The organism is Streptomyces sp. NPDC104581 (assembly GCF_055583685.1).
Window position 1 is genome coordinate 14893 of the sequence record NZ_JBVJNN010000013.1, and the last position, 24547, is coordinate 39439.

General features: G+C 63.7%; 27 protein-coding genes. 19 read left to right on the forward strand and 8 right to left on the reverse strand.

Annotated elements, in window-relative coordinates; translation table 11 throughout:
* Positions 1–153: 153 nt before the first annotated feature.
* The 11 genes from ACZ61E_RS13260 (at position 154) to lysX (ending at position 10223) form a co-directional block, all read left to right on the forward strand.
* Positions 154–375: a DUF6480 family protein gene (locus ACZ61E_RS13260; protein WP_469699760.1), complete on the forward strand. Its 222-nt coding sequence runs from the start codon at positions 154–156 to the stop codon at positions 373–375.
* Positions 376–436: 61 nt separating this feature from the next.
* A complete protein-coding gene (locus ACZ61E_RS13265) occupies positions 437–772 on the forward strand; it encodes a DUF6233 domain-containing protein (RefSeq protein WP_469699761.1) in 336 nt (111 codons plus the stop codon).
* A gap of 568 nt (positions 773–1340) precedes the next feature.
* The gene (locus tag ACZ61E_RS13270; protein ID WP_469699863.1) at positions 1341–1769 is read left to right on the forward strand and encodes a helix-turn-helix domain-containing protein; all 429 of its coding nucleotides are present in this window, start codon (positions 1341–1343) and stop codon (positions 1767–1769) included.
* Positions 1770–1818: 49 nt separating this feature from the next.
* Complete coding sequence (locus tag ACZ61E_RS13275) at positions 1819–2697, forward strand: GNAT family N-acetyltransferase (RefSeq protein WP_469699762.1); 879 nt, start codon at positions 1819–1821, stop codon at positions 2695–2697.
* A 396-nt stretch (positions 2698–3093) separates the two neighbouring features.
* Complete coding sequence (locus ACZ61E_RS13280; RefSeq protein WP_469699864.1) at positions 3094–3942, forward strand: phosphotransferase; 849 nt, start codon at positions 3094–3096, stop codon at positions 3940–3942.
* Positions 3939–4904, forward strand: coding sequence for a radical SAM/SPASM domain-containing protein (locus ACZ61E_RS13285; RefSeq protein ID WP_469699763.1), 966 nt, complete (start codon positions 3939–3941; stop codon positions 4902–4904). Before ACZ61E_RS13280 ends, ACZ61E_RS13285 begins: the two co-directional genes overlap by 4 nt.
* A complete protein-coding gene (locus ACZ61E_RS13290) occupies positions 4901–5608 on the forward strand; it encodes a hypothetical protein (RefSeq protein WP_469699764.1) in 708 nt (235 codons plus the stop codon). The genes ACZ61E_RS13285 and ACZ61E_RS13290 overlap by 4 nt, the downstream gene beginning before the upstream one ends.
* Complete coding sequence (locus ACZ61E_RS13295; protein WP_469699765.1) at positions 5608–6303, forward strand: SDR family oxidoreductase; 696 nt, start codon at positions 5608–5610, stop codon at positions 6301–6303. The genes ACZ61E_RS13290 and ACZ61E_RS13295 overlap by 1 nt, the downstream gene beginning before the upstream one ends.
* The gene (locus ACZ61E_RS13300; RefSeq protein ID WP_469699766.1) at positions 6303–7133 is read left to right on the forward strand and encodes a hypothetical protein; all 831 of its coding nucleotides are present in this window, start codon (positions 6303–6305) and stop codon (positions 7131–7133) included. Before ACZ61E_RS13295 ends, ACZ61E_RS13300 begins: the two co-directional genes overlap by 1 nt.
* Entirely contained in the window at positions 7130–8392 is a 1263-nt protein-coding gene (locus tag ACZ61E_RS13305; RefSeq protein WP_469699767.1) for an aminotransferase class I/II-fold pyridoxal phosphate-dependent enzyme, read from the forward strand. The genes ACZ61E_RS13300 and ACZ61E_RS13305 overlap by 4 nt, the downstream gene beginning before the upstream one ends.
* Before the next feature lie 340 nt (positions 8393–8732).
* A complete protein-coding gene (gene lysX / locus ACZ61E_RS13310; RefSeq protein WP_469699768.1) occupies positions 8733–10223 on the forward strand; it encodes a bifunctional lysylphosphatidylglycerol synthetase/lysine--tRNA ligase LysX in 1491 nt (496 codons plus the stop codon).
* A 74-nt stretch (positions 10224–10297) separates the two neighbouring features.
* Here the strand turns inward: lysX and ACZ61E_RS13315 are convergent, their stop codons facing one another.
* Entirely contained in the window at positions 10298–11356 is a 1059-nt protein-coding gene (locus ACZ61E_RS13315) for an ATP-grasp domain-containing protein (protein ID WP_469699769.1), read from the reverse strand.
* Positions 11357–11557: 201 nt separating this feature from the next.
* Here ACZ61E_RS13315 and ACZ61E_RS13320 point away from each other — a divergent pair, with 201 nt between their 5' ends.
* On the forward strand, positions 11558–12208 hold the full coding sequence (locus tag ACZ61E_RS13320) for an HAD family hydrolase (protein ID WP_469699770.1): 651 nt from the start codon (positions 11558–11560) through the stop codon (positions 12206–12208).
* Positions 12209–12218: 10 nt separating this feature from the next.
* Positions 12219–13088 carry an NAD(P)-dependent oxidoreductase gene (locus ACZ61E_RS13325; RefSeq protein WP_469699771.1) on the forward strand — a complete coding sequence of 290 codons (870 nt, stop codon included), beginning with the start codon at positions 12219–12221 and terminating at the stop codon, positions 13086–13088.
* Positions 13089–13099: 11 nt separating this feature from the next.
* Here ACZ61E_RS13325 and ACZ61E_RS13330 read toward each other — a convergent pair whose 3' ends face one another.
* Both ACZ61E_RS13330 and ACZ61E_RS13335 read right to left on the reverse strand, forming a co-directional pair.
* The gene (locus tag ACZ61E_RS13330; protein ID WP_356339182.1) at positions 13100–13651 is read right to left on the reverse strand and encodes a guanylate kinase; all 552 of its coding nucleotides are present in this window, start codon (positions 13649–13651) and stop codon (positions 13100–13102) included.
* Complete coding sequence (locus ACZ61E_RS13335; RefSeq protein ID WP_469699865.1) at positions 13648–14661, reverse strand: AAA family ATPase; 1014 nt, start codon at positions 14659–14661, stop codon at positions 13648–13650. The genes ACZ61E_RS13330 and ACZ61E_RS13335 overlap by 4 nt, the downstream gene beginning before the upstream one ends.
* 219 nt (positions 14662–14880) lie before the next feature.
* On the opposite strand from ACZ61E_RS13335, the gene ACZ61E_RS13340 reads away from it, so the two are divergent.
* Positions 14881–15330 carry a helix-turn-helix domain-containing protein gene (locus ACZ61E_RS13340; protein WP_469699772.1) on the forward strand — a complete coding sequence of 150 codons (450 nt, stop codon included), beginning with the start codon at positions 14881–14883 and terminating at the stop codon, positions 15328–15330.
* Positions 15331–16023: 693 nt separating this feature from the next.
* Positions 16024–16431 carry a hypothetical protein gene (locus ACZ61E_RS13345; RefSeq protein ID WP_469699773.1) on the forward strand — a complete coding sequence of 136 codons (408 nt, stop codon included), beginning with the start codon at positions 16024–16026 and terminating at the stop codon, positions 16429–16431.
* Positions 16432–16601: 170 nt separating this feature from the next.
* Here the strand turns inward: ACZ61E_RS13345 and ACZ61E_RS13350 are convergent, their stop codons facing one another.
* From ACZ61E_RS13350 to queC, 5 genes are all read right to left on the reverse strand, one after another.
* Entirely contained in the window at positions 16602–17423 is an 822-nt protein-coding gene (locus tag ACZ61E_RS13350; RefSeq protein WP_469699774.1) for a serine/threonine-protein kinase, read from the reverse strand.
* A gap of 83 nt (positions 17424–17506) precedes the next feature.
* On the reverse strand, positions 17507–18274 hold the full coding sequence (locus ACZ61E_RS13355) for a GTP cyclohydrolase I FolE2 (RefSeq protein WP_452886914.1): 768 nt from the start codon (positions 18272–18274) through the stop codon (positions 17507–17509).
* Between the two features lie 3 nt (positions 18275–18277).
* Positions 18278–18634 carry a 6-carboxytetrahydropterin synthase QueD gene (gene queD / locus ACZ61E_RS13360; RefSeq protein WP_469699775.1) on the reverse strand — a complete coding sequence of 119 codons (357 nt, stop codon included), beginning with the start codon at positions 18632–18634 and terminating at the stop codon, positions 18278–18280.
* Positions 18634–19269 (reverse strand): 7-carboxy-7-deazaguanine synthase, encoded by a 636-nt coding sequence (gene queE / locus ACZ61E_RS13365; protein WP_469699776.1) that lies wholly within the window; start codon positions 19267–19269, stop codon positions 18634–18636. The genes queD and queE overlap by 1 nt, the downstream gene beginning before the upstream one ends.
* Before the next feature lie 2 nt (positions 19270–19271).
* On the reverse strand, positions 19272–19967 hold the full coding sequence (gene queC, locus ACZ61E_RS13370) for a 7-cyano-7-deazaguanine synthase QueC (protein WP_031477139.1): 696 nt from the start codon (positions 19965–19967) through the stop codon (positions 19272–19274).
* 109 nt (positions 19968–20076) lie between these two features.
* Between queC and ACZ61E_RS13375 the strand changes: the two genes are divergently transcribed.
* The 4 genes from ACZ61E_RS13375 to dbpB (ACZ61E_RS13390) are packed head-to-tail and all read left to right on the forward strand — an operon-like array spanning position 20077 to position 24517.
* Positions 20077–20991, forward strand: coding sequence for a hypothetical protein (locus ACZ61E_RS13375; protein ID WP_469699777.1), 915 nt, complete (start codon positions 20077–20079; stop codon positions 20989–20991).
* On the forward strand, positions 20988–22130 hold the full coding sequence (gene dbpB, locus ACZ61E_RS13380; RefSeq protein ID WP_469699778.1) for a DGQHR domain-containing protein DpdB: 1143 nt from the start codon (positions 20988–20990) through the stop codon (positions 22128–22130). Before ACZ61E_RS13375 ends, dbpB (ACZ61E_RS13380) begins: the two co-directional genes overlap by 4 nt.
* Complete coding sequence (gene dpdA, locus ACZ61E_RS13385) at positions 22127–23371, forward strand: tRNA-guanine transglycosylase DpdA (protein ID WP_469699779.1); 1245 nt, start codon at positions 22127–22129, stop codon at positions 23369–23371. Before dbpB (ACZ61E_RS13380) ends, dpdA begins: the two co-directional genes overlap by 4 nt.
* A gap of 48 nt (positions 23372–23419) precedes the next feature.
* Positions 23420–24517, forward strand: coding sequence for a DGQHR domain-containing protein DpdB (gene dbpB / locus ACZ61E_RS13390; protein WP_399102774.1), 1098 nt, complete (start codon positions 23420–23422; stop codon positions 24515–24517).
* The last annotated feature ends 30 nt before the right edge of the window (positions 24518–24547 follow it).

Here is a 24547-nt window from a genome sequence, read left to right on the forward strand (position 1 = left end):
TTGACACCTCATCTATCCCGTTGACGTGGCCGATTCCCGTCGATCCCCCGTGGACACCGGTCGCACCACGACCCCACCGGCGCGGCGCGGAGCGTGGCTTTCGTTCCGGTATGAGGCGGATTATCCCGCACGGGAAACGGGCACCCAGGGTGCATGACTCCCTCGAAGCCCGATCCGGATTCCGACCCGACCCCCGGCAGGGAAGGCGGCGTGCCGCCGGGCGAGACACCCCCGGCCGAGGGGAGCATGTCCGAAGCGGGGCCGAGAAACGATCCCCCGACGGGGTGGGGCGTCGGTCCGCTGATCGCGATCGGCGCACTGGTCCTGGTGGTGGTCGTCGGCGTGGTGGGATACGCGGTGTTCGTGCACGTCTAGCACCCGCACTCCCGGCCGGGGGCTTGGCCTCGCCCGGCGCCCGCCGAATAGAATCGAACGCGTGTCCGATTCTGATTCACCGGAGGCGCGCCTCACCGCGCTGTACTTCCTGCGCCGCGTCCAGGAACGAGACCTCGCGCGCACCGACCGGTGGATCGCCGTCTGGGAGCGGCGCGCCGCCGAACGGGCCCGGCGCCGCCCGCCCCCCGCCACACCGGACTGGGCACTCGAACGCGGAGAGCGCGCGGTGCCCAAGCTGGTCCACACCGACCAGTGCTGGAACGCGTACTTCATGCAGGGCATCACCCGCGAACAGGCCGTCGAAGCCCTCACGCGCGGCGGCGTGCCCGGCTGCCCCCGCTGCGAGCCCGCCAAGGAACTCGGCGTCCTCGACTGACCGTGGGACAGAGGGCGGTTGGACCGCCGGACCACCCGGTTCGGGCGCTCGGCGGAGGCCCGGTTCCGACACTCCGGGCCGTCAGGGGGCCGGCAGAAAGGCTTCCAGTTGTCGTCTGGCCGCGGGTCAATGCCGCGCACGCCCGCCACCCCGCGTGGGAGGGGCACATCAAGGCTCTGCACGATACGGGGGTTCGGTTGATCTACGGAGACGAGGTGTGGCCGCTCGCCGAGCCGCGGGCTGGGATGCCGGGGCGCCGGTACCCGTGGCAAGCGGTACTCGACCAGGCGGAGACGATCACCGCCTGATACTTAGTCAATAGCTGTTACATCGCGCCGAGTCAGACCCGGACAGACTGTCCGGGTCCTTTGCTCTGCACCGAGCCATTCTGAGGGCGTCACCCACCAACGACCGATTGTGCTGGTGAGCAGCGTACGGCCATGAACGGGGAACGGTCACACGCCGACCGGCTCGCTGTGGTTGTCGGGGGAAACGCCACCGGTACCAGTTCGCCAAGGAGTGGATGTCCGTGTCAGGGCTGCGCACCGCCGAGGGACCCGCGACTGCCATGCGTCCGCGCCGCTGCATCGAGTGTGCGTGCCAACTGAGCAGATACAACAGGGAGGACTGCTGCAGCGCCTGTCTCCGAGGGCGGCAGGTGACCGCACCGGCCTCCCGCTGCGTGCCCGAGCAGGTCTGGGAGGTGCCAGAAGTCCGGTTAGCCCTGGCAGAGCGAGACTTCGGGAGACTCTGCACGTTGGTGCGAACCCTCGGAGGACTGCGACAGGATGACATGGCCACGCTGACTGGGTTGAGCCAGTCATTCCTGTCAATGCTTGAAAGAGGCGAACGACGCCTCACAAACATAGACAGAATTGTTCAGCTTCTCGCTGGTCTGAAGGTCCCTCTCGAACTCACCAGCCCGATATTGCGACCTGCTGGTCCCCCAGAGACCTTGGAAAGGTCTCCAGCGCGACTGCTGGGCCCTGTCACCTGACCAGCGGAATCCCGCGGGCACACGTCGACGGTACGAGTGATCGTGAGGTATGCGTCCCGGGCAGTGGCACCTCACCGAAGATCTCGACGGTTTTCTCAACCGAGCTGGAGACTTCCTGCGGTCGCGCCCCGCGCTGCACACGGTTCCGCTGACGGTGACCGAGTCTCTGCGTAAGCGTGGAGTGGACGTGTACGGTACCGAGGCTCCCATCTTCGGCTGGCTGGAGCGGGAAGGCGATGTCCACGCGGCCCTCTTCCGCACTCCACCCCGCCGCCTAGTCCTCACCCCGCTTACCGCCGAGGAGGCTGGCTCTCTAGCCGATCATCTGGCCAGCCTCGGTGACCCTCTCCCCGGGGTCAGTGCAGACCACGGCACCGCCACGGCCTTTGCCGAGGCTTGGCAGCGGCACACGGGTGCGACACCGGTGCTCCACGAGCGGCAGCGTCTCTACAGGCTCGGTGCTCTAACGTCGCCGGAGCCGCTCCCGGAGGGCCGGGGACGAGTCGCAGGCGAGCAAGATCGCGAGCAACTCATGTGCTGGTACCGCGAGTTCGTCGATGCGATCGGCGAAGTCCCCTCCACGGAGGCGAGCTCGTGGGCCGACACGCGCATCGCCCACGGGCGGGTCAGGCTCTGGCAGACACCCGACGGCACCCCCGTCTCCATGGCGGGCGCCACTCCCATGGTTGCTGGCCAGACCAGGGTGGCCCCTGTCTACACCCCGGCCCACCTGCGCGGCCGCGGCTATGCGGGAGCCGCGACGGTCGACGTGAGCCAGGCCGCGCTGGCCGCCGGTGCAGCGGAAGTCGTGCTGTTCGCGGACCTGGCCAACCCCACCAGTAACGGCCTGTACCAACGGATCGGGTACCGCCCTGTGACCGACTTCGCGCTGTACGACTTCTCATGTGGCGAACCAGAAGCGGGCTGAACGACTCGCGAGGTTCAACAGCGGGCTGCGCAGCCGACGCTTCTGCCATCTGAGCTGGAGCCCGGCGCGCATCGACTCACGAACCTCGACATCGCCTGCCTGCTCGATGGCCGGCAGGCCTCACTCGAACTCAATGCCTTGATCTTGCAGCCGCGCGCTGACCCGGCTCCTGCCCGAGAAGCCGGTGCCGACCGTAGCTCGTCAGGCAGGCCCACGCCCTTATACGGAGCGGCACATCACCCCGGTGATATCACGGCCGTGATGTGCCAACTCCGGGCAGAGCAAGCAGAGTTGCAGCAGCAAGCCAACCCACAACGGCCCCCTGCGGATGGCCGTGAGGGCGCCAGCGGATTCCTTCATGCACCAGATGCGCAGGCAAGGAGTTTCCCAATGGAAATGGGGTCGGTGGATTCTGTGAGCGAGGAAGGGTGCGCCCCCGGTTGGAGGCCCGTCCATGTCGACCGCTCGGGACGTTTACTGTGGCATGTACCAGGATCGGGGAGCTCAGGAACGCAGGCGGCAAAGTACGTCAAGCGATACGCCACCTCAGGCCCGTATGAGCGGGAGTTGCGGGCATTGCAGCAGATGCCGGACGGTCTCGCTCCGCGCATCTTGGAGCATCGCCGGAATCCACCGACACTGGTCCTGGAAGAACTCCCCGGTGTAAGGCTCGACGCCCCAGCGGCCGGCAACCCTTCCAAGTGGATGCAGAAGGTACTGGAGACGGTGGTTGCCTCCATTGGACTTCCTGGCCCATGGCCTGACGACCCACCACCACAAATCAGCGAATTCCAAGCCGAGTTGGCCTCAACCCTCGCCTCTCACGCGCCAACCAGCACCCAAGCACTCCACAGGGCGATACAGGAGCCGTTGCGAGTTCCCTGCCACGGGGACGCCACCCCTCCGAACGTACTCGTCGATCCTGAGCAACCCCGAGCGTGGTTGTTGGACTACGAGTTCTACGGCCCTGGAGACCCGCTGCACGATGTCGCCGCCCTTTGCCTGACGCCTTCCCTGGACCTGCCAGCAAACATGCGCCTGACGCTCCTACGGCAAGGGCGACTGATGGTGGAAAAAGCAACAGCGATGTCCCTGGCCGACCGGATGGCTGGAGCTATCGCCATTTGGGCAATTCAGTGCGCGGCGTGGCATCGCCGCCATCGCCCGGCAATGGACGGGTTCGAGCGAGCCGTATTCAGCAACGCGACCCTTGCAATCGAAGCATCCGAAAGGGGACTGACATGACCAAGACGGTGGGGGATCGTTGCCGATTCCGCCCTCCTGCTGAGGGTGCCACGGTTGTATGGGAGGTCACCAACTACTGCAACCTGTCATGCAAGCACTGCCTGTCAGACTCTTCCCCGCAGATTCCCCGCTCGAGCGATCTCAGCACCACCCGGTTCCTCGACGCGGTGCGGGAAATGACCTCTTCTGGGGTGACCGAGTTCTACCTGACCGGAGGCGAACCGTTCGCCCGCGACGATCTCGTAGACATCATCGCCGCCATTGACCCGAACATCGCCGAAGTGTACGTCAACACGAATGGCTACTTCATCAAGCAGAAAATTGCCGACGCCCTATCCGGGACGGCTCTGCGTCGAATAACGGTGAGCGTCGACGGGCACAATCGGGAGTCACAGGCGCTCGTGCGCCACAAGCCGACATCGTTCGACCGAGCCATAGTCGGCGTCGAACGTCTCCTGGCTGCTGGAGTTCCCGTTCGGGTATCCCATGTCGCCCACCCCGGAAATGTCGATCACGTCGCCGAGTTCTGCGCCCAGATGGCACTTCTGGGCGTCGAGGCGCTGGTGATCAACTCCGTGTTCCCCGCAGGGCGAGCGGCGCGGCACCCGGAGCTGGCGCTGACTGCCGAACGCAAGCAGGAACTGTTCGATGAACTCACCGAACTCCAGGCGAAGTACAAGCAGCTCGGCATGCAGATCGACCACAGCCTCGGAAAACCGCAGCCCAGCGATGTTGAGGGGTGCCCAGCGGGACAGTCGGTGTTCTTCGTGGCGCCGAACGGGGACCTGGCCACGTGCTCGTGGCTCTACAAGCTGGACCAGGATCGGTTCCGTCTGGGAAACCTGGAAGAGGCGTCCTTCACCGAGTTGCGAGCGGGCGTGGAAGCCATGATGCGCCCGGTTCGGGAATTGGCCACAGCCTGCCCGCTTCCGGTGCTCTCGCTGCCGGTGATCTCGTCGTGACCGCGCAGGGAGGGCTGGTCTCCAGCCAGGTGCAGGTACCGGACGAGCAGTGGCGGCGGCGGGCACGTATGACGCTGCTCGGCTGTGATTGGCTCGGTCCCGAAGTAGTCCTGACCCCTATCCGCAGTATCCACACAGCCCTAGCCCGTGGCGGAACGGAGTGTGACGGGTGGTGGCGTACCTCCCTGCTCGGGGACGCCGCCGTCGTACACGTCCCTCAAGGCACAGCCGCCAAGGACATCGTCTTCGCCCTTCCTCAAGCAACGCGGGTCACGTTCGTCGGCCTGGCAGGTGGCCTGCGGAACCAACCGATCGGCACCATCGTGGACCCGGAGTCTGCCTTCGTCGCAGACCCCTCCGCAGCAGCGCAGGGTTCGGCCGTTCCTGCAGACTCGTCCTTTCGCAGTCGTCGTAGCCATCCTGCCCAGCCAGTGCAGCCCGGCGGAGTCGTCGCAACGGTCGGATGCCTGGCCGACTCCACGCTCCTTCATCACCAACTCTCGAGCGCGGCTGACTGCGTCGACATGGAGAGCACCCATCTGTTCTCCGCATCAGCTCTTGCCAGCCACCAAATGCGTTGCCTGCTCGTCATCTCGGACCACAACCGCGACGGGGACGTGTTCACCAGCACGCCGGAGCGCATAGCCGGTGCGATCGATGACCTATGCCAGTCCATCCACGAGGACCTGACCGGAGGCCAGTGATGAACCAGACCACCCAGCGTGTCGCGGTTATCACAGGAGGGAGCCTCGGGATCGGCGAGGCCATCAGCACCCAGCTGCTCAACCTCGGCTGGAGGGTCCACATCCTTGCCCGGCGAGCCAGCAGCTACGTTCACTCCGATCACTATGGCTGCCATACGCATGATGTCGATGTTCGCGACCTCGACGCCATCAAAGAGGCCGCTGAGACTGTGGCGGGTTCCTCCGGACACGTAGATGCCTTGGTCCTGTGCGCGGGGGTCGGCTACCCGACACCGCTGACCTCCGCCAGCCGCGTCCAGTACGACGAACTCTTCGACACCAACGTGGCCGGGTCGATCTTCTCCACCCAGGCCTTCGCGCCCCTGCTTCGTGACGGCGAAGCAGTGATCACATTCGTCTCGTCCATCGCAGGTCGCAAGGGATTCTCCGACTGGTCCCTGTACTGCGCCTCCAAGCATGCGCTGGAGGGGTTCGCCGCGAGCATGCGGGACGAGCTCCGGCCACGCCGTATCCGTGTGACGAGTGTCCAGCCCGGCTCGGTCGATACGCCCTCGTATGACCACCTGCAGCCCGAAGAGAAGCGGGAGTTTATGGATCCCGTATCCATCGCTGAGCTGACTGTCACGGCGATTCAACTCCCTCCACAGGCCTGCGTGGAGACGCTGTTCGTCAACAACGCGGTAGGAGACCTGTGATGCGCGGCGAGATCATCGGCATGGATGAGGCTGAGCACATCCACGAGCAACTCGGCAAGCTGGTCGAAATCCACATGCCTGACGCGGTGGTGGCATTCACCAGCGGCAGCCTGCCCTACGGTGCCGCCGTTCGCGGAAACAGCGACATCGACGTCAACGTCATCCTTCCCACCGACACACGGCCGGACGACGCACTCTTCGACCGCCTGAGCGACTTCATCGACGGCTACCGCAAGCTGCATGGCCAGCATGGAATGCGCCTCGACCGCCGTTACCCCGGCGAGTACTTCACCATCGATCAGGCGCACGACGCCGCAGCCGGCCGCGGCGTGCCCGTGATCAATGGAACGCCCGAGCTTCCCCGGCAGACGGGCGACTCCTATTGGAACACCAGCGAGGACACGTGGTACCTGGCCTGGATGGGCGCCTTGGCCTTCAGTTGGCACGTAGCCGGCAACAGAGATGTCCTTTCAGGGCTGCGTAGGCAAGCGTGGACCACTGTCGTGGCCCTTTGCCTGCCCGACCTCAGCGGCTGGGACTTCCAAGCAGAGGACGTCATGGCCCGCGTCCTCGACCAGGACCACCCGAACGGCGGCTTCGGTGTCCATCCCGGCTACCGCAGGTTCGTAGAACTGGAAGTTCCTCACTGCCGACAGGCACTAGCAGACCTGGCTGCACGCGGAGTCCTAGGACGCCAAGGGGATAGCAGCTTCGTTGTCGAGCGCGACGAGCTTCTTCGCTGGGCCGCTGACCTCGCCGACCTGCACCGATCCCGCTTCCATGCCGCGTCCCTGCTCACCGTGACCTCCAGCCTCAGGCTCGCCGTATGAACACACCGACACTGTTTTCCGACCTTCACGCCGCCCACGACTGGCTGGCGAGCCGCGGCCTTCTCCCGCCGGAGCGCCGTAACGAGACCCTACCCACGCCGCACGTACGTCTCCACGACGGCAGCACCGTGGTCTCCTTCTGCTCGAACAACTACCTCGGCCTCAATCACCGGCCCGAAGTGAAGGCCGCGGCCGCCCAAGCACTTCACGAGCACACCCACGCCACCAGCGAATCCCGCCGACTCGGCGGCAACCTCGGCCTACTCGAAGAACTCGAACGCGAGCTCGCCGATTTCAAGAAGCAGCCATCGGCTCTCATCACCGCAACCGGGCTGCTGGCCAATATCGCAGCTGTTCACGGCATCCTCGATGCCGGTGAACTGGCACGCCGCTGGTACGGATCCCCGTCGCCCAGCAGCCGACCAGTGGTGATCTACGACGAGTTGTGTCACCGCAGCATCCAGATGGGAGTACGCCAATCGTATGGCGAGCGGGCTCGGTTCCGACACAACGACGTCGAACATCTGGCCGACATTCTCGCCATGTACAGGGGGCGCGCCACCCTCGTCGTCACGGAGGGCGTGTTCAGCATGGACGGAGACCTGGCAAATCTACCCCGCCTGGTCGAGGTATGCGATGCGCACGGCGCGGTCCTCATGGTGGACGACGCTCACGGCACAGGCGTGTATGGAGCCGACGGATCTGGTACTGCCAATCACTTCGGCCTCACCGGCCGGATACCCCTCCAAGTTGCCACCCTCAGCAAAGCCTTTGGGGGCATGGGAGGAGCGGTTCTAGGCGATGAGCGGACAATCGCCATGCTCCGCACTTTCAGCTCGGGCTACCGTTTCACTTCAAGTCTGCCGGCAGAGCAGGCGGCAGCGACCATCGCAGCTCTGCGTATCCTTCGAAGCGATCCGGGACTACGCGATTCCCTTTGGGCCAACGTGCGGCGACTTCGAACTGGACTGGCCCGCATGGGCATTCATCCGCCGGGCGACGGGCCCATCATCCCCATCCAGATGGGTACACCACAGGCAGCGGCACAGTTCGAGGAGCTGATGCTCGACACGGGGTACTGGTGCGTCGCCGTCACACCACCGGCCGTCTCACCGGAGACATGCCGTATCCGCCTCACCGTGTCGGCCATGCACGACACCGACCAGATTGACGGACTTCTCGAACGAATCAACGACGTGTCGTCGCAGGTCCCTGCACTCATGGGATTAGCGAATAGTTACGCGGGAAGTGCAACTTGACCCGCTCAGATCCAGCGTTGATCCTTCGTGGCGGCTCACTCGTCCAACGGGTGGCCCGTCTCGGCCTGTTAGAAGGTGCAGCACTCGCCGGCGAAGGTGGATCAGCTGGTCGGCCGGGGTGCGGGAGGGCTTCGATGCCTCTGGCCGCGCCGATGATGACATCAGTCCAGGGCCAGCTATGTGCAAGTCTCAAGTGTTTGCGCCGCCAAGCGGCGACGATCTACGCAGCCGCGAGCAGGCGCAGCGGCATCCAACATCGTTCCTGGGAGCTGGTCTTGACCATGCAGCGTGCCCTTGACCACGGTGAGGCCCGCGGGTCGTTTCCGCCTATCCTTATGCCATGAGTGACGAGATCTACGCAGGTGCCCCAGAGCAGATGCGCGTCCGTCTGGAGAAGGTGACGCGGCTCCGGGAGAACGGCATCGAACCGTACCCGGTGACCTACCCGCGCACGCACACCATCGGCGAGGTCCGGGAAAAATACCCCGAACTGGAAGCCGACACCGGGACCGGGGAGAAGGTCGGGATCACGGGACGGGTCATGCTGTCGCGGATCGGCGGCAAACTGTGCTTCGCCACTCTTCGGGACGGGACCGCCGACATCCAGGTCATGATCTCGCTCGCAGGCGTCGGTGAGGAGGCGCTCAAGGCATGGAAGCACGACGTAGATCTTGGTGACCACATCGGCGTGACAGGCGAGGTCATCTCGTCCAAGCGCGGCGAGCTGTCGATCATGGCGGAGAGCTGGGCGATCACGTCGAAGTGTCTGCGGCCGCTGCCGGAGAAGCACGCCGGGCTCACCGATCCCGAGGCGCGTGTGCGTTACCGCTATCTCGACCTCATCGTCAACGACGAGTCCCGCAAGATGGCCTACCTGCGCAGTGACACCGTGCGGGCGATCCGGGACTTCTGGCACTCCGAGGGCTACCTCGAGGTCGAGACACCCATGCTTCAGCCGATCCATGGCGGCGCGGCGGCCCGTCCCTTCAAGACCCACATCAACGCCTACAACATGGAGATGTATCTCCGGATTGCGATTGAGCTCTACCTGAAGCGGCTCGTCGTCGGCGGCATCGAAAAGGTCTTCGAAATCAACCGGAACTTCCGGAACGAGGGCGCGGACTCCACGCACAACCCCGAGTTCACGATGCTCGAGACCTACGGCACCTATCTCGACTACAACGACATGGCCGACCTCACCCAGCGGTCAGTACAGCAGGCCGTGGTGGCTGCGCTGGGCACGACTGTGGTTGTCCACGACAACGTCGAGTACGACCTGGGCATCGCCGACTGGCCGCGTCGGACCGTCTACGGGCTGGTCTCCGAGGCGCTTGGCGAAGAGATCACCCCCCACACCCCGATCGAGGACGTGCGCAAGCTCGCTGACGCCCGCAACGTCGATTGGGACGCCAAGTGGGGGCAGGGCAAGCTCGTCCAGGAGGTGTTCGAAGAGCTCGTCGAGCACACAATCATGCAGCCCACGTTCGTCATGGACTATCCGGTTGAGACCTCGCCGCTGACCCGCCAGCACCGCTCTGAGCCGCTTCTGGCGGAGAAGTGGGACCTGATCGGTTTCGGCGCCGAACTGGGCACCGCCTACTCGGAACTCGTTGACCCAATTGAGCAGCGCCGGCGCCTCACTGAGCAGTCCCTGCTAGCCGCGGGCGGTGATCCGGAGGCTATGCAGCTCGACGAGGACTTCCTCCGCGCCCTGGAATACGGCATGCCCCCCACGGGTGGCATGGGCATGGGCATCGACCGCCTGATCATGGCCTTCACGGGCAAGAACATCCGCGAAACCATCCTGTTCCCTCTGGTTAAGCCCAGCTGACACGTCCCCGATGCTGCAAATAGTGCGGCCCCTGCGTGAAGCTGACGCAGGGGCCGTCTGACGTTCAATGTCGGCTATCTCGCTAGTTCCCGCAGGATCGTTTCGTACAGATGTTCAACGAGAGCGGCCTGGCTGTCGCCGAGTGAGGCAAAGCCGTCGAGCTCAGGGGCACTGTTGATCTCCAAGACGACGCACTGTTCGTCGCTACGGGCACCGTGCGTCGCATCGCGGTGCGTCTGGGAGTGGACGAGGTCGGGGTGCTCCATCCCGAGGTCGACCAGGAGGTCCACCCCTGCCAGGCGCAGTCCCGCAGTCTGGGCCGCGCTGACCGCCAAGTCCAACACGTCCGCCGGGAGTGCCCGAGACAGGTCGACTACGTCCGCCCCGGTCGCGACATTGGCGGCGTCCGCGAGGGGAACGTGCTCGCCGCTGCGAGGTACACGATCCAGTCCGCCTGCCCGTCTCGCCAGTCGGGCTGCGGCTTCACCATGATCTGGGAGTCGTCTTGCTGGCCCAGCGGTCTCACATTCGGCATACAAGTCTTCGAGAAGCAGCAGGATCGAACGTCGGCCGTCACCAACGAGCACCGGCGGGATACGGCAGTACGCTGCGATCGGTGAACCGTCGAGCACCACGACTCTGACATCGTGTCCCCGGACGAAGGGCTGAACGAGAGCGATCTTGTCAATGCGCAGGGCCTGCTTCACGGCGTGACGCAGGGCGGGCATGTTGTCGACCTTCTCGACTCCTTGGCCGCCGTAGCGACTATTGGGCTTCACGATGAGTGGCCAAGAGTTCTGCGCAACGAAGCTGCCAAGGTACTCGTCGATGACCGCGTCAAGTGCGCGGATCGGGAAGCTCCGCGGAACCGGGATGCCGGCATTCGCGAGGAAGTGCGCGCAGGCGTACTTGTCCCGCGCGAGGTCGGCGCTACCGGAGCGGTTGATGTCGAGGTTGCCATGGCGAAAGTAGGCGATCCGACCATTGGGGAATTCGAGCCGGGCCGCTTCGCGTCCCCATGGTTCGAGTTCCAGCACAATGTCGAGCCGGGGCGCCACGCGAGAAATCACCTGGTATGCGAATGGAATCTCCGTGCCCGAGGGCCGATGGATTGCCCCGCTTGCCTTCTCCATGAGCCCATCCTTGTGACGACGAGGGAATGCCTATGAGCTGTCACCGATCGGATGCCAAGCGTGGCTCAGTAGGACGGATCAAGCACATCACCGCGGTGATATGTCCGCGCCTCGCCCATGTCGCTCGTCGAAGGGCCGAGCAGGGGTCTCATGCACGGTTGCCTGTCCCGAGGGCTCGTTCGTCCCGTAGGGTCTGCTCCCATGCAGCAGTTGGTGATCTTCGACCTCGACAACACACTCGTTGATCGCCAAGGACCCTTGGCGGACTGGGTTTCGGCCTTCTCCACGCAGCACGCCCTGGACGACGATACCCGACTCCATTTGCTGCAGTTCGTGCGAGAGCGTGCCTGCCCTGAGACCTTCGAAGCGATCCGCAACCAGTACGGTCTCGCCACTTCGGCTGCGACGCTGTGGAGCGACTACCTGGCTCACATGGCTCGCTCGGTCACCTGCCCCGCTCACGTGCTCGAAGGGCTGTCCACGCTTCGACGGGCTGGCTGGAAGATCGTCATTGCCACGAACGGTACGACCGAAATCCAGACCGCGAAAGCGACCGCATCGGGGATCGCCGATCGCGTTGATGCGGTGTACACCTCCGAGGCCGCCGGTGCACGGAAGCCAGAGGTATTGATCTTCGAGAAGGCGGCAGCCATCTGCGAAGCCGATCTTGCACTCGGCGGCTGGGTGGTGGGCGACGGTGTGGAAACCGACATCCGCGGCGGCAGAGCAGCCGGACTGCGCACCATCTGGATCAGCGGCAGCAGGCCCTGGCCCGGAAGAGACATAGCGCCGGACCACATCACCGCTGATGTACGCCAAGCGATCGAGCTACTGCTCGCCACCGAGAGCTAAGGACACCGTGATGGCTTCTGAAGGGATCACGGTTGGGCTGCTACACCCAGGCAGCATGGGCGCTGCCTTCGGCGCCCAGCTGCGCAGGCAGAACGTGCGGGTGCTGTGGTGCACGGACGGCCGCAGCACACGCTCCAGAGCCCGCGCCGAGAACGCCGGCCTCGAAGGCGTTCAGAACCTTCGGCAGCTGGTGGCGCGCGCCGACGTGCTGTTGTCTCTGTGCCCGCCTGCGGCCGCGGTGGACGTCGCACAGCAGGTGGCTGCGTGTGAGCTCGACGGCCAGTTGTACATCGAGGCGAACGCGATCACACCGAGCCGCGTCAAGGATGTCGCAGAGCTTCTCCCTGGCGCGGTAGTCATCGACGGTGCGGTAGTCGGCTCCCCGCCGACGGGCGGCAAGCAGCCCACGTTGTATCTGTCCGGAAACCCGGACGGCTGTACCCGGGCCATGGCCTTGTTCAGCGAGAGTGACGTGAAGACCAAAGTGCTAGGCGCCGAGCTAGGGGCCGCCTCCGCGCTGAAGCTGTCGTACTCGAGCTATCAGAAGGTCTCCCGCGTCCTGGCGGCGCTCGCCTACGGCGTCGCCGATGCCAGCGGCGTTGCTGGCGAACTTCTTGAGATCGCAGGCAAACGGGGCGGCAGCTACCTGACCGAGATCGACTACATCCCCAAGACAGCGTCCCGCGCTTGGCGCTGGGGCCCGGAACTCGACGATGCAGCAGCCCTGCTGCGGGAGACCGGGCTGCCGGATGACCTGATGCGTGCAGCCAGCCGAGTCCTCAGCCAGTGGTCAGGCGCCCGAGAGCGCGAGCTCACAATCGATGAGGCCCTCTCGCACCTCCGCGTCGACCACGACTCTGGGGAGCGCGACGAACCGTAGTGCCCTGCTGATCAAATAGCTCCTCGAATCAGAAGATCAATTTCTTGTGCCGCCTCTGCGGGGGACATGGCCTCGGTATCGAGCTGTAGATCCCAGGCGAAATTGGGACTCGCCTTGATGTCCTCGGCTGTAGCGTCCCAGGCTGTCAGGCGGGCCTGCGTGTCGCCATCGCCGCGCCCCTTGGATCGAATCTCGGTGCTTTCCCTCGAACACCACAGCAGCACACTGGTCCACGACGCGGCGAACTTCTCCACCACCGCCTCAAGGCCTGCAATCTGTCCTAGATGGAGGATGGGGATGCGCCCCTCCTGCGTGGCCTGGACGAGGCCGGGGCGGTCCACGAGGTAGATGTTGCCGTACCTGTCGTTGCGGTAGATCACCTCCCCGCGCGCCTCCAGCTCTGCGAGCTGATCAGCTGAACCCATCCGGTAGCCATGGGTGCGGCCACTGCCAATCTTCAGGCGCGTGAACGCACAATATGCGTCGTTGAGTTCGGACAGCGCCGCTGTGACGGTGTCCTTCCCCGATGCGGGAGGACCGTACAGCAGGATGCCCCGGCTCATGCGAATACCGTCCCAAAGATCTGCCGAACCTGATCAGTGAGGGATATGGCCGCGCCGAGACGGTTGTCAACCACCAAGTGCGGTACAGCTGGTCGTAGTTCCGGATCCACGGTCGAGGCGTACTCCTCCCAGTTCTGCAACTTCCAGGTGTCGCGGGCTGCTGAACGGAAGCTGATGTACTCGTGCATAGTCTCCAGGTCGCACCAGATCCAGATGACCGCCACGGTCACGCCCCGTGCCTCACAGCGGTTGATCAGCCGGCGCATCCACTGCGCGTCGCTCACTTCAGCGACGAACGGTGCGGTGAGCACCGTGCTGATCGAACAGTCGACGTTGGCGTAAGCGGTCTCCAGGAGGCACTGGTACTCCAAAGGCCGTACCTTCTCCCGATATACCTGGGAGTGGCGGTCATTTGGGTCGCTTCCCATCTCGACAAGTAGACGTTCAACGAGCGGACGCGTGATGGGGTCTTTGTCGAGGACGGGCCACCCGGTGAGCCGTGAAATGAACCTCGAGAACTCCGACTTCCCGCTTCCGGCGAAACCACCCACCATCAACAGGGTGGGCCGATTCGGGTCGCCTCCTGTGTGGCGACGTTTCCACGCGTCAATGATCCGCTGCTGAACCTCCTGACCGTTGCTGCCAGCGTCGTCGCCTGGAGCGATCTGAAGCACCGCGCGCTCGACGGCCAGTACGTGGTCGCCGAGTGGCTCCACCTGCGCCGGGGTGAGTTTCAGTTGCGTCTGCTCGCCGGGCAGGGCCTTCCGAAACCCCAACTCGGGCTCGGTGGACCGGTAGAGAAGGCAGTAGGCCCTGCGGTAATGGGGGCCGGGGTAGACCTCGCCCTGCTCGTGCCGCCACAGGGTCTGAAAGTTTGCTGCCGGCACAGTGAGTCCAGCGGCGCGCGCCACTTCACGTAGCCGCTCACCGGCGCCCTCAAGCGTCAGACCATGTGCTTCGCGCATGGCGCGAAGCTGGTCTGGACGCCACCCCGTGCGACTCTTCGCCATGCCTACCGCCTGCCCATTACTCACCATGATCGGGACTCTAAGTCTGCCCCGTGCGAACCCATGTGTAAGCGGATGTTGAAAAGTCACGTCGTCCGATGTTGAGCGGCTTCACCAAGCCCCAGTGATACTCCGCGGTACTGATCGCAGATGTGATTGGCCCCTCCGGCAGAGCACTGGCCGGAGCCCAAAGTTGAACACTCGACGAGGGGGACGATCAGGGTGTCGGGGCCGCGAACCACCGAGGTAACTGCAACCGCGCGCGCCAGTGGCCGGTGTACCACCTGCGGGTGCCGCCTGAGCCGGTACAACAACGACAGCATCTGCTCCGGCTGCAACCGCAGTAGGACAGCAGCCCATCCAGTTCGCCCTTCTGTCCCCGCTCAGGTCTGGTCTCACCAAGACGTCAAAGACGCCCTACTCCAGAGGGACTTCGGCAGACTCTGCCAACTCGTACGAGAGCGCGGCCATCTCCGCCAGGAGGACATGGCTCTCCTAACGGGGTTGAGCCAGTCGTTCCTGTCGATGCTGGAGTCCGGGCAGCGGCGCCTCACCAACATCGACCGGATCATCGTGCTCCTGGACGGCTTGGACGCACCCGCTGACCTCACAGGACCGATGCTCCTTCCTGCCCCGGTCATGCCGACCCCACCTCTGCAAGCCTTCTCCTGACCTCGGTACCCAGCATGAGGACTCCACGACTCAGGGGGAGCACACACCGCTGACGAGCAGAAATCAGCAGGAAACCCGTCGCGCGCTGTCGAGCGTTCCTTCACTCTGACTGCATGCCGAAGATCCTCACCCTGCGGCTTCAATACGATTCCACTGCCGCGCGCCCGCGCTGGTCCCAGCTTCCGCAACACGTACGCGATCTCATCGAACGCCATCTCGGCGGGGCCGTACATGCCGAGGAGAGCGCCGGGGGCGGCTTCACCAGCGGGTACGCAGCCGTGGTCGAGGGCACTCACGGCTCCCAGTTCGTCAAGGCTGTTGACGCCCGGACCAACCCGGTGGTGGCCGAATGCTACCGGCGCGAGGCACTGATCAACGAGGCGCTCCCGTCGGCCGTTCCAGCGCCCCGTATCCGCTGGTTGGACGAGCAGGAAGGGTGGCTCGTGATCGCCTTTGACGCGGTCGAAGGCGGACGTATGCCTGCCGCGCCGTGGACGACCGACGACCTCAACCTCACCCTTGCCACTTACGCTGTCACCGCCGAGGCTCTCGCGGAACCGTCCGAGCAACTTCAACAGGTCGGTCTGAAGCCGGTCGGTGACGGCGGCGACTTCGACGACTGGCGCACCGTAACCTCCGGTGCGCCCAGCGCGAAGGTCTCCCTTCCCGACTGGGTGCCTTTCGACAAGCTGGATGCGTTGGCTGAGCTGGCATCAGCATGGCGACCAGCGGTGGCCGGCAACGCTGTTCTGCACCACGACCCTGCGCCAAGACAACGTACTCATCGACGCGCACGGGACCGCATGGATCTGCGACTGGAACTGGCCCTGCCTGGGCGCCGGCTGGTTCGACCTCGTACTGCTCCTGGCCACCGCATACGCCGACGGCCACGATGCCACCGCCCTCTTCCATGCCCATCCCACGGCCCGAGGAGCGAACGGCGAACAGCTCGATGCTGTGCTCGCCGCCCTGTCAGGCTTCTTCCTGGTCTCCGGCGCGCAGCCACCGGCGGACTGGTCCCCCTACATTCGCCAGCACCAGACCTGGTGTGGCGAGGTCTTTCTGCGATGGCTGGCGGATCACCGGCGCTGCCGTCTCTGACGACGATGGCCGTCTCAGCGGGATCCTGGCCACAGGCTGCCAGGACTGTCTCAGGCCAGGCCCGACGAGCTACCCGGAGGTTCGGGGACCGCAGTCTCGTCGGACAACGAAGATGGCATCCACTTTCCTCGGCTGTGCACTCGCTCAGCCCAGTCGCGAACCTTAAGAAATCAACTGTCGAAACCACAGACGCCACGCCATGCCTGCGTCAACGTCTCGACAGAGCCGTACCGATGTACGGGTTCGTCGGCCGTCGCACGCTGAATCACAGCCAGCTGAGCACGAGAGCCGCGCCACGCCTGCTCCTCATCACCGGCGTCCAGGAGTAGACGCAGGGCGCGGCCAAGCACGAATACGGTCGTGCGAATGTCGATGGTCGAGCCCCTGATGAACTCTTCGGGCGCCATGTAGCGCCGTGACCCTGGGAGCCTTTCCTCTTCCAGGATGAAGGGCCCAAGCCGGTACTCATCCAGATCACATAAGACCATGCGGTGTGCCTCGAAGTCGTACAGGAAGCACCCGTCATAGAGATCGACCGCGACCAACCCCGCCTGCTCGACAGCCAGGTGTGCGTCCAGGACCTCGTCCAACGCCCGCAGAATGTCGGGGACAGGCAGCCTGCGAAACCGGGCCATCGGGCTGTCTGGGGCGGCGCGGCCCCCGTGTGCATAGGTCGTGGGGTGATATAGGACCTCACCCTCGGCCCAGGGGTAGACCAGCGCCAGGCCATCTCGGAGTTGGAAGTAGTGCCGCAGGGGCACGATCGCCGAGTGCTGCACTGCGCCGTGCACGTCCACGGCTCGGCGCAATGAGGATGCTGCCGGCGGAGTGGTTGCGCCCTTTAGGAACCACCGTTCATCGCCGACAGCCACCCCGTAAGACTGGCAGCCGGAGTCCTGGTCGCGGAAGGCTCGGAAGATGCTGCCCACGTCTTCCAGGTACGGCTCCAACAGATCAACGGCTTCAACGTCCAGCAGTGGATGCGAGGGCATGGGCCACATCATTCACTGCTCTGTCATGCAACCACCCGATGTGAAGCAGAACGATGCGGCAGTGGCTTCTACCCGATGCTCGCTCACCCGGCGACGTATGCGACGGCGTCGTGGCTATGGATGCTTTCTAGGTTGCGAACCCTCACCGAGTGACGAAGACCCCGCTCGCGGCAGACGTGGCTGACTTCGCGGGCAATGTCTTCGACGAACACAGGGTGGTCGTACGCCTGCATCGTCAGCACACGCTCATCCGGACGCTTTACCAAGGGCACGACGGGAGCGGACGCACACCGTTCCAAGAGTCGTACGGCCTGCTGCACCCCAAAGGGGTAGGGAGTGTCCCCGTGGCCTGTCACGGACAGCGTGACGCGGCTGCGCTGGTTGTGGGCGCCGTAGTCAGAGATCGCTTTCGAGCACGGACACAGACTGGTGACCTCGGTGGTAACCGACGTGATAACCGTCGTGTCTCCGTCGTCCCAGCGGCCGTCGAACCGGACATCGTGGACCTGGTACGACTCGGCGCCAGTCGCTGGCGCGACTACGGTCGTGCTCAGCGGGACGGCTACCGACACCGCGAGCGCCGGTGCATCCAGGAGGTCCGCACCGACTTTCAACACGTGCGGCAGCCTGCGCGGATCGAACCGGCGAAGGTGCTCGTGGACGAGAGCCACCATGCGGCTCATGTGGGTGCCCCGGCGGTCATGCTGGAGCCGCACGGTCACGTCGATCTCGGCGATGCCCTCCTGGCGGAGGTTGCCGTCCTCGAAGTACAGCGGGTAGCGCAGGCCGCTGATGCCAACATCGTCGATCTCGATACCGCGGGTGTCAGTCTCGTTCTGGATGTCGTGCATCGCTCACTCGCCCCGATAGGTGCAGCCGGACGTGCACGTCTCGCGAACGGTGAGCGCGGAAAGGTCGGGCAGGGTCGGCTTCAGCCGCTCCCAGATCCAGCGGGCGAGGACCTCGCTAGTCGGGTTCTCCAGGCCCTCAATGTCGTTGAGGTAATAGTGGTCGAGCTGCGCTTCGAGGGGCTTGAAGGCCTTCTTGAGGTCGCCGAAGTCCATGACCCAGCCCGACTCGGGGTCGACGGGAGCCTCGCCATGGACGATGACCTTGTAGGAGTGGCCGTGCAGGCGCGCGCACTTGTGGCCCTCGGGCACGTTGGGCAAGCGATGTGCAGCTTCGAAGGTGAACTCGCGGAAGATTTCCATTACTGAATTCCCAGATACTTGTGCGTCTGGAGAGAGAGGATCCAGCGCGGGTTCTTCATGCAGTAGTCGACAGTCGCCCTGGTGTTGGCTTCAACGTCCGGGCCGTCCATGGGCTGGAGCCGAAAGTACCGGAAATCCAGATGCTCGAACTGACCGGGGTCGCCGCCCAGTTGAGGGTAGACCAGCTTCAGTTCGTCTCCGCTAGTCACGACCAGTTCGGAGCCCATCTTGGGGCTGACGCAGAGCCAGTCGATGCCGTTCGGCGGTACGCGGGTGCCGTTCGTCTCTACGGCAACCTCGAAGCCGCGGGCGTGCAGCGCGTCGATCGCCGCTTCGTCGAGTTGTAGAAGCGGCTCGCCGCCGGTGCACACCACGAAGCGATGCTCCCTGGATGACGACGGCCACGCCTGCTCGATGGCTTGAGCGAGGTCGTCCGGGGTCCGGAACCGGCCGCCGCCTTCCCCGTCGGTTCCGACGAAATCTGTGTCACAGAACTGGCAGATCGCACGGTGACGATCCTTCTCCAGGCCCGTCCACAGATTGCACCGGGAGAAGCGGCAGAAGACGGCTGGACGGCCTGCGTGACTCCCTTCGCCTTGCAGGGTGTAGAAGATCTCCTTGACCAGGTAGGTCATTCTCACGCGCCCTGGTACTGCACGGGGTCGGTGACGCCGGCCTCGGCGAAGCCCTTGAGGCGGAGCAGGCAGGTCTCGCAATGTCCGCATGCCCGCCCCTGCTCGTCCGGGTCGTAGCAAGAGGAGGTAAGGGCGTAGTCCACGCCGAGGCGCAGGCCCTCACGGACGATGTCGGCCTTCGACATGGCGATGAGCGGCGAGTGGAGCTTGAGACTCTGCGTGCCCTCGACCCCGGCGCGGGTGGCCAAGTTGGCCATGCGCTCGTAGGCCTCCATGTACTCAGGCCGACAGTCCGGGTAACCGCTGTAGTCGACCGCAGTTACACCAGTGAAGATGTCACTGGCGTTGACAGTTTCGGCGTACGCCAGAGCGAACGACAGGAAGATCGTGTTCCGTGCAGGCACGTAGGTGATCGGCACGCCCCCTTCCTCGGTGTGGTCCAGGGAGTCGTGCTTGGGCACGTCAATGTCGGAGGTCAGTGCAGACCCACCGAAAACTCGCAGGTCAATGTCAGCAATGACGTGCCGGGCCACACCCTGGGCCGCGACCACGCGCTTCGCAGCCTCAAGCTCCACGCTGTGGCGCTGGCCGTACCGGAAGCTGAGGGCATACGGCGTGTAGCCCTGGTCCTTCGCGATGGCCAGAACCGTGGTCGAGTCCAGACCACCGCTCAGCAAAACGATCGCAGGACGTCCCATGCCTTACTCCCTAGTTAGACCGTCGTGTACGCGTGCAGCCTAGCGTGATAACTGGCAGGTAGAGTAACCGCCATCAGGTACTAGTTATGGCTGTCAGGAGTCGGGCTGCGTGAGGCAACTATCGCTGGTGGTTACGTGTACCGACCGCAAGGTCGATACGCCGGACGCAGCTCTGTACGCCAGGAACCTGCCGAAGGGCAGCGTGGAGGAACGCTCCAGTAACTGGCAGAAGCGCATCCAGACAGCGACCGCACGTGGCGGAGCCTCCCTGCCCTCGCTCACCGACCTCTACCGCGGTGATCACTGGACCCGAGCTCGCCGACTGACGGTGGCTGCCTCGGCAGCAGGTTTCAAGACGCAACTGTGGGTGGCATCGGCCGGACTGGGCCTACAGCCGGTGGAGCCGAAGACGCAGACTGCGCCTGCCTATGCGGCAACCTTCAGCACGCGGCACGCCGACTCAGTAGCCACATCTGCAGCGGAGAACGCCCAGTGGTGGGGCCACCTTCAAGCGGGATCCGGCCAAGCCCAACTCCAGGAACTCGGCCAGCGGGGGCCGGTGCTCATGGCGCTCTCCGAAGTCTATGCAAGCGCGATGGAGGAGGAACTCCTAGCTCTTGGATCCCTCGGGTGTGAGGCGCTTCTCATTGGCGGCTTGCGCGAGATCCCTGGAATCCACCGCGTTCGTTCCGACGCTGGGCTGCGCCATGCGCTGGGGGGCACGTTGACGAGCCTGAATGTGCGCATGGCCGAGTCGTGGCTCCAGCACTCCAAGGACGGCACCCTCATCTCGCCGGCCACGCAGAAGGCGTGGAACGAGTGGGCGGCAGCCACCACGAAACCAGAGCAGTACAACCGACAGCCCATGTCGGATGAAGACGTGATCGTCTTCATCAAGCGGGAGACAGCGAAGCTGCCAGGCGTCTCCCGCACACGGCTGCTGCGAGCCTTGCGCGATGACGGCAAAGCCTGCGAGCAAAGCAGATTTGCGAATCTATACAAGAGGACCATGGGGGAACGGTGACAGAAAACGTCATCCGCCGCAGGGCACTACGGATCGAGCAAAATTCGGGCATCCCGCTGTATGTGTTTGCGCTCGAAGCGGGAGAGATTGACCGCGTAGCCGACGTGGCCCGGATCTCTCGGGACGAGGCAGGCAGACTGTTCGGGTACCAGAGGGCGGAAAAGAAGCAGCATGTGCAGCAGATCCTCGAATACCTCGACAGCGAGAACGTTCTGTTCCCCAACGGCCTCATCCTTGCTCTGCCCACCTCGGTACGGTTCCGGGGAAGCCGAGGGCCGAACAGTACAGACGGCCTCTCCACGACCGGGACGTTGGAGATTCCCCTGCCGGATTCGTCAACCGCGCCCAGGCCTGCCTTCATTGTGGACGGTCAGCAGCGAAGCCTTGCCCTCGCACGTACTCGGCGGTCCAAGCTGCCTGTCACGGTGGCTGGCTTCGTGGCTGAGGACATTCAGGTGCAGCGCGATCAGTTCCTTCGCGTCAACACCGTGTCACCCCTGCCCGGCAGCCTGGTGACGGAACTCCTCCCCGAGGTGCATACCAAACTCCCGACGAAGCTGTCCGCGAAGAAGCTGCCTTCCGTCTTGGTGAGTGCTCTGAACCAGGACGCTGATTCTCCCTTCAAGGGACTGATCAAGCAGGCGTCAACCATCACGGATAAACGGTCCAACGCTGTGGTGAAGGACAATAGCCTGATCTCGGCTATTGAGGAGTCCCTGAAGCCGTCAGGCGCATTGTTCCCGTACAAGAATCTCTCGAACGGCACGGTCGACACTGACGCAATGCGCAGTATTCTTGTCACATACTGGAGTGCTGTGCGAGACACCTTCCCTGACGCTTGGGGCGTGTCTCCTACCAAGAGCCGCCTCATGCACGGCGTCGGCATCCGCTCGATGGGGCGACTGATGGACCGAGTGATGGACCGCGTGCTAGCCGACGCAGAACCAGGTTCGCCGGAAGCCTATGAGAGGGCTAAGGCCGAGCTGGCGTTCATCGCGCCACAATGCCGATGGACCAAGGGGCGCTGGCCGGAACTCAACACCCCGTGGAATGAACTCCAGAACTTGCCGCGCCATATCAGCACCCTATCGAACCTTTTGATTCGCATCTACCTCCAGTCAAGGACGAGCGCGTCGTGAAGTTCTACTTCCCTGATAGTCAAGACCAGATTTATCCCAGGTATGACTTTATCCACGATGAGTACCCCGATGAGCGCCATCGTCAGCGGGACGACTTGTATGCCCATCAGGCAGTGAAGCCGGCCCCCTACGACGGGATACTGGTCAGCAAGGCCATCGTAGATGGGTCGATTAAGGGAGCGGGGAAGTACAGCGCCCCTCAGAGGGCGCGGCTTTATCGAGACGGTGTGAGGACATTTTTCGGGCTGCCTGAGCCGATGGAGAGCCTAGGCGACTGCGGATCCTTCACTTACATCAATGAAGAGCGCCCACCTTACGAGACTCCTGAAGTTCTCCACTACTACACTGAGTGTCGATTCAATGCGGGAATCAGTATCGACCACGTGATCTTCGGGTACCGGCCCGATGCTCCCGACGAGGATGTCGATGAGGCATGGGTAACGCGTCGCGATCTGTCACTCGATTATGCGCAGAAGTTCTTCAAGGCCACTAAAAGTCACAATAGACTGATCGCTGACGGGAAACTGCATCTGGAGCCAGTCGGCGCAGCGCAGGGCTGGAGCCCGGCCAGCTACGCGGATAGTGTCGTGCAACTCCAGAAAATGGGCTACAAGCGCATCGCCTTGGGGGGCATGGTTCCGCTGAAGACGCCGGAAATCATTGCTTGCCTTAAGGAAATTTCCAAGATTCGCAAGCATGACGTCGGGTTCCATCTTCTCGGAATTACCCGCATCGACAGCATGGAACGCTTCGCTGATTATCACGTCACTAGTTTCGATAGTACATCGGCATTCCGGCAAGCCTTCATGGATGAGAAGAACAACTACCACACCGCCGATGGTTCGTACGTTGCGATTAGGGTTCCCCAAGTTGATGGAAACCCTACTCTAAAGCGACTGATCTTGGCGGGTGTGGTTTCGCAGTCGGCGGCAATCAAAGCTGAACGTGAATGCCTCAAACTGCTGCGCCGTTATAGAGACGATGAGGATTTCGACGTGCAGGAGGTCATCGATGCTTTGCGTGCCTATCACGCCCTCATCGGTGACGCAAAGAAACTAAAGAAGGTCGACGACTACAGAGAAACTCTTGTCGACCGCCCTTGGGATCGCTGCCCGTGTGAACTTTGCAAGAAGCACAAGATCGACATGGTCATCTTCCGCGGAACCGAGAGAAACAAGCGTCGCGGGTTCCATAACATGACTGTGCTCGAGGCTAAGATGCGCAAGCTGCCGCTCACGTAATCGCCCAGACCACGCACAGCACTCAAAGTAACTCAAACAGGAGATGATGTGGCCGACCGCTACGTTCTGAAGGTTCCCGCCCTCAAGGTGCTCCAAGGTGACAAGGAGATCTACTGCTTCGCTGTCGATGGCAAGAAGTTGGAAGACTTTGCAGCCGTCTCGCGCATCCGCCGCGACAGCCAGAGGAAGCTGCAGGGGTACCAGCGGCCTGAGGTCCTGAGCCACATCCGCTCGATCCGCCGCTACCTTGAGTCCGAGGGCGCGATGCTCCCCAACGCCTTGGTTCTCGGCTTCGATGATCGCGTCACGTTCGAACCTGCGGTTCGCGGCGGCAGCGTGAGCTACTCAATCCCCGGCGAGTTGATCATCCCGGTCGACGAGTCACTGGCTGACGACGAGAAGCCGGCCTGGCTCGTAGACGGTCAGCAGCGCAGCGCAGCGATCAGGGACGCCGACCTGGCAGAGTTCCCCGTCGCGGCTGTGGGCTTCATTGCGTCTCAGGAAGAGCAGCGGTCGCAGTTCATCTTGGTCAACTCGACCAAGCCATTGCCCAAGGGGCTCGTGTACGAACTCCTACCAGAGACCACCGCCAAGTTGCCGCGCTCGTACGCGCGCCGCCAGCTCGCCGCGAAGATCATGGTCATGTTGAACATGGGAGACGGCCCCTTCTGCGGAAGGATCAGCAGCCCCACGTCGCCTACCGGCAATATCAAGGACAACAGCATTCTGAGCATGCTGGAGCACAGCATCTACGAGGGCGCACTCTTCCAGTACCGGAATGCCGAGGACGGCTCCGCCGACGAGGAGGCGATGCTGGCGCACCTTCTGGGCTTCTGGACAGCAGTCGAGAACGTCTTCGAGGGTGCGTGGAGCAAGCCTCCCAAGGATTCCAGGCTGACTCATGGCGTGGGCATCCAGGCCATGGGCTACGTAATGGATCAGCTCACCACAGGCGTCCACTACGACAAGGTCAACTGGGACAAGATTCGCATCAGCCTGCGCCGACTCGAGAAGCACGTCGCCTGGACTCCCGGCGGCACGTGGAAGTTCTCGAATGGCGAGGAACGCAACTGGAACGGCCTCCAGAACACGGCCAAAGACGTACGGCTGCTCAGCACTCACCTGCAGACCCTGGTCAGCAAGTAGCCAAAGCCTTGCCCTTGGTGGTCTCCCCAG

Excerpts from the sequence above, each read along its gene's own strand:
- ACZ61E_RS13260 (WP_469699760.1), top strand. The coding sequence starts at position 154 with ATGACTCCCTCGAAGCCCGATCCGGATTCCGACCCGACCCCCGGCAGG.
- ACZ61E_RS13270 (WP_469699863.1), top strand. The coding sequence starts at position 1,341 with ATGCGTCCGCGCCGCTGCATCGAGTGTGCGTGCCAACTGAGCAGATAC.
- ACZ61E_RS13275 (WP_469699762.1), top strand. The coding sequence starts at position 1,819 with ATGCGTCCCGGGCAGTGGCACCTCACCGAAGATCTCGACGGTTTTCTC.
- ACZ61E_RS13280 (WP_469699864.1), top strand. The coding sequence starts at position 3,094 with ATGGGGTCGGTGGATTCTGTGAGCGAGGAAGGGTGCGCCCCCGGTTGG.
- ACZ61E_RS13285 (WP_469699763.1), top strand. The coding sequence starts at position 3,939 with ATGACCAAGACGGTGGGGGATCGTTGCCGATTCCGCCCTCCTGCTGAG.
- ACZ61E_RS13295 (WP_469699765.1), top strand. The coding sequence starts at position 5,608 with ATGAACCAGACCACCCAGCGTGTCGCGGTTATCACAGGAGGGAGCCTC.
- ACZ61E_RS13300 (WP_469699766.1), top strand. The coding sequence starts at position 6,303 with ATGCGCGGCGAGATCATCGGCATGGATGAGGCTGAGCACATCCACGAG.
- ACZ61E_RS13305 (WP_469699767.1), top strand. The coding sequence starts at position 7,130 with ATGAACACACCGACACTGTTTTCCGACCTTCACGCCGCCCACGACTGG.
- lysX (WP_469699768.1), top strand. The coding sequence starts at position 8,733 with ATGAGTGACGAGATCTACGCAGGTGCCCCAGAGCAGATGCGCGTCCGT.
- ACZ61E_RS13315 (WP_469699769.1), bottom strand. The coding sequence starts at position 11,356 with ATGGAGAAGGCAAGCGGGGCAATCCATCGGCCCTCGGGCACGGAGATT.
- ACZ61E_RS13320 (WP_469699770.1), top strand. The coding sequence starts at position 11,558 with ATGCAGCAGTTGGTGATCTTCGACCTCGACAACACACTCGTTGATCGC.
- ACZ61E_RS13325 (WP_469699771.1), top strand. The coding sequence starts at position 12,219 with ATGGCTTCTGAAGGGATCACGGTTGGGCTGCTACACCCAGGCAGCATG.
- ACZ61E_RS13330 (WP_356339182.1), bottom strand. The coding sequence starts at position 13,651 with ATGAGCCGGGGCATCCTGCTGTACGGTCCTCCCGCATCGGGGAAGGAC.
- ACZ61E_RS13335 (WP_469699865.1), bottom strand. The coding sequence starts at position 14,661 with ATGGCGAAGAGTCGCACGGGGTGGCGTCCAGACCAGCTTCGCGCCATG.
- ACZ61E_RS13345 (WP_469699773.1), top strand. The coding sequence starts at position 16,024 with ATGCGTTGGCTGAGCTGGCATCAGCATGGCGACCAGCGGTGGCCGGCA.
- ACZ61E_RS13350 (WP_469699774.1), bottom strand. The coding sequence starts at position 17,423 with ATGCCCTCGCATCCACTGCTGGACGTTGAAGCCGTTGATCTGTTGGAG.
- ACZ61E_RS13355 (WP_452886914.1), bottom strand. The coding sequence starts at position 18,274 with ATGCACGACATCCAGAACGAGACTGACACCCGCGGTATCGAGATCGAC.
- queD (WP_469699775.1), bottom strand. The coding sequence starts at position 18,634 with ATGGAAATCTTCCGCGAGTTCACCTTCGAAGCTGCACATCGCTTGCCC.
- queE (WP_469699776.1), bottom strand. The coding sequence starts at position 19,269 with ATGACCTACCTGGTCAAGGAGATCTTCTACACCCTGCAAGGCGAAGGG.
- queC (WP_031477139.1), bottom strand. The coding sequence starts at position 19,967 with ATGGGACGTCCTGCGATCGTTTTGCTGAGCGGTGGTCTGGACTCGACC.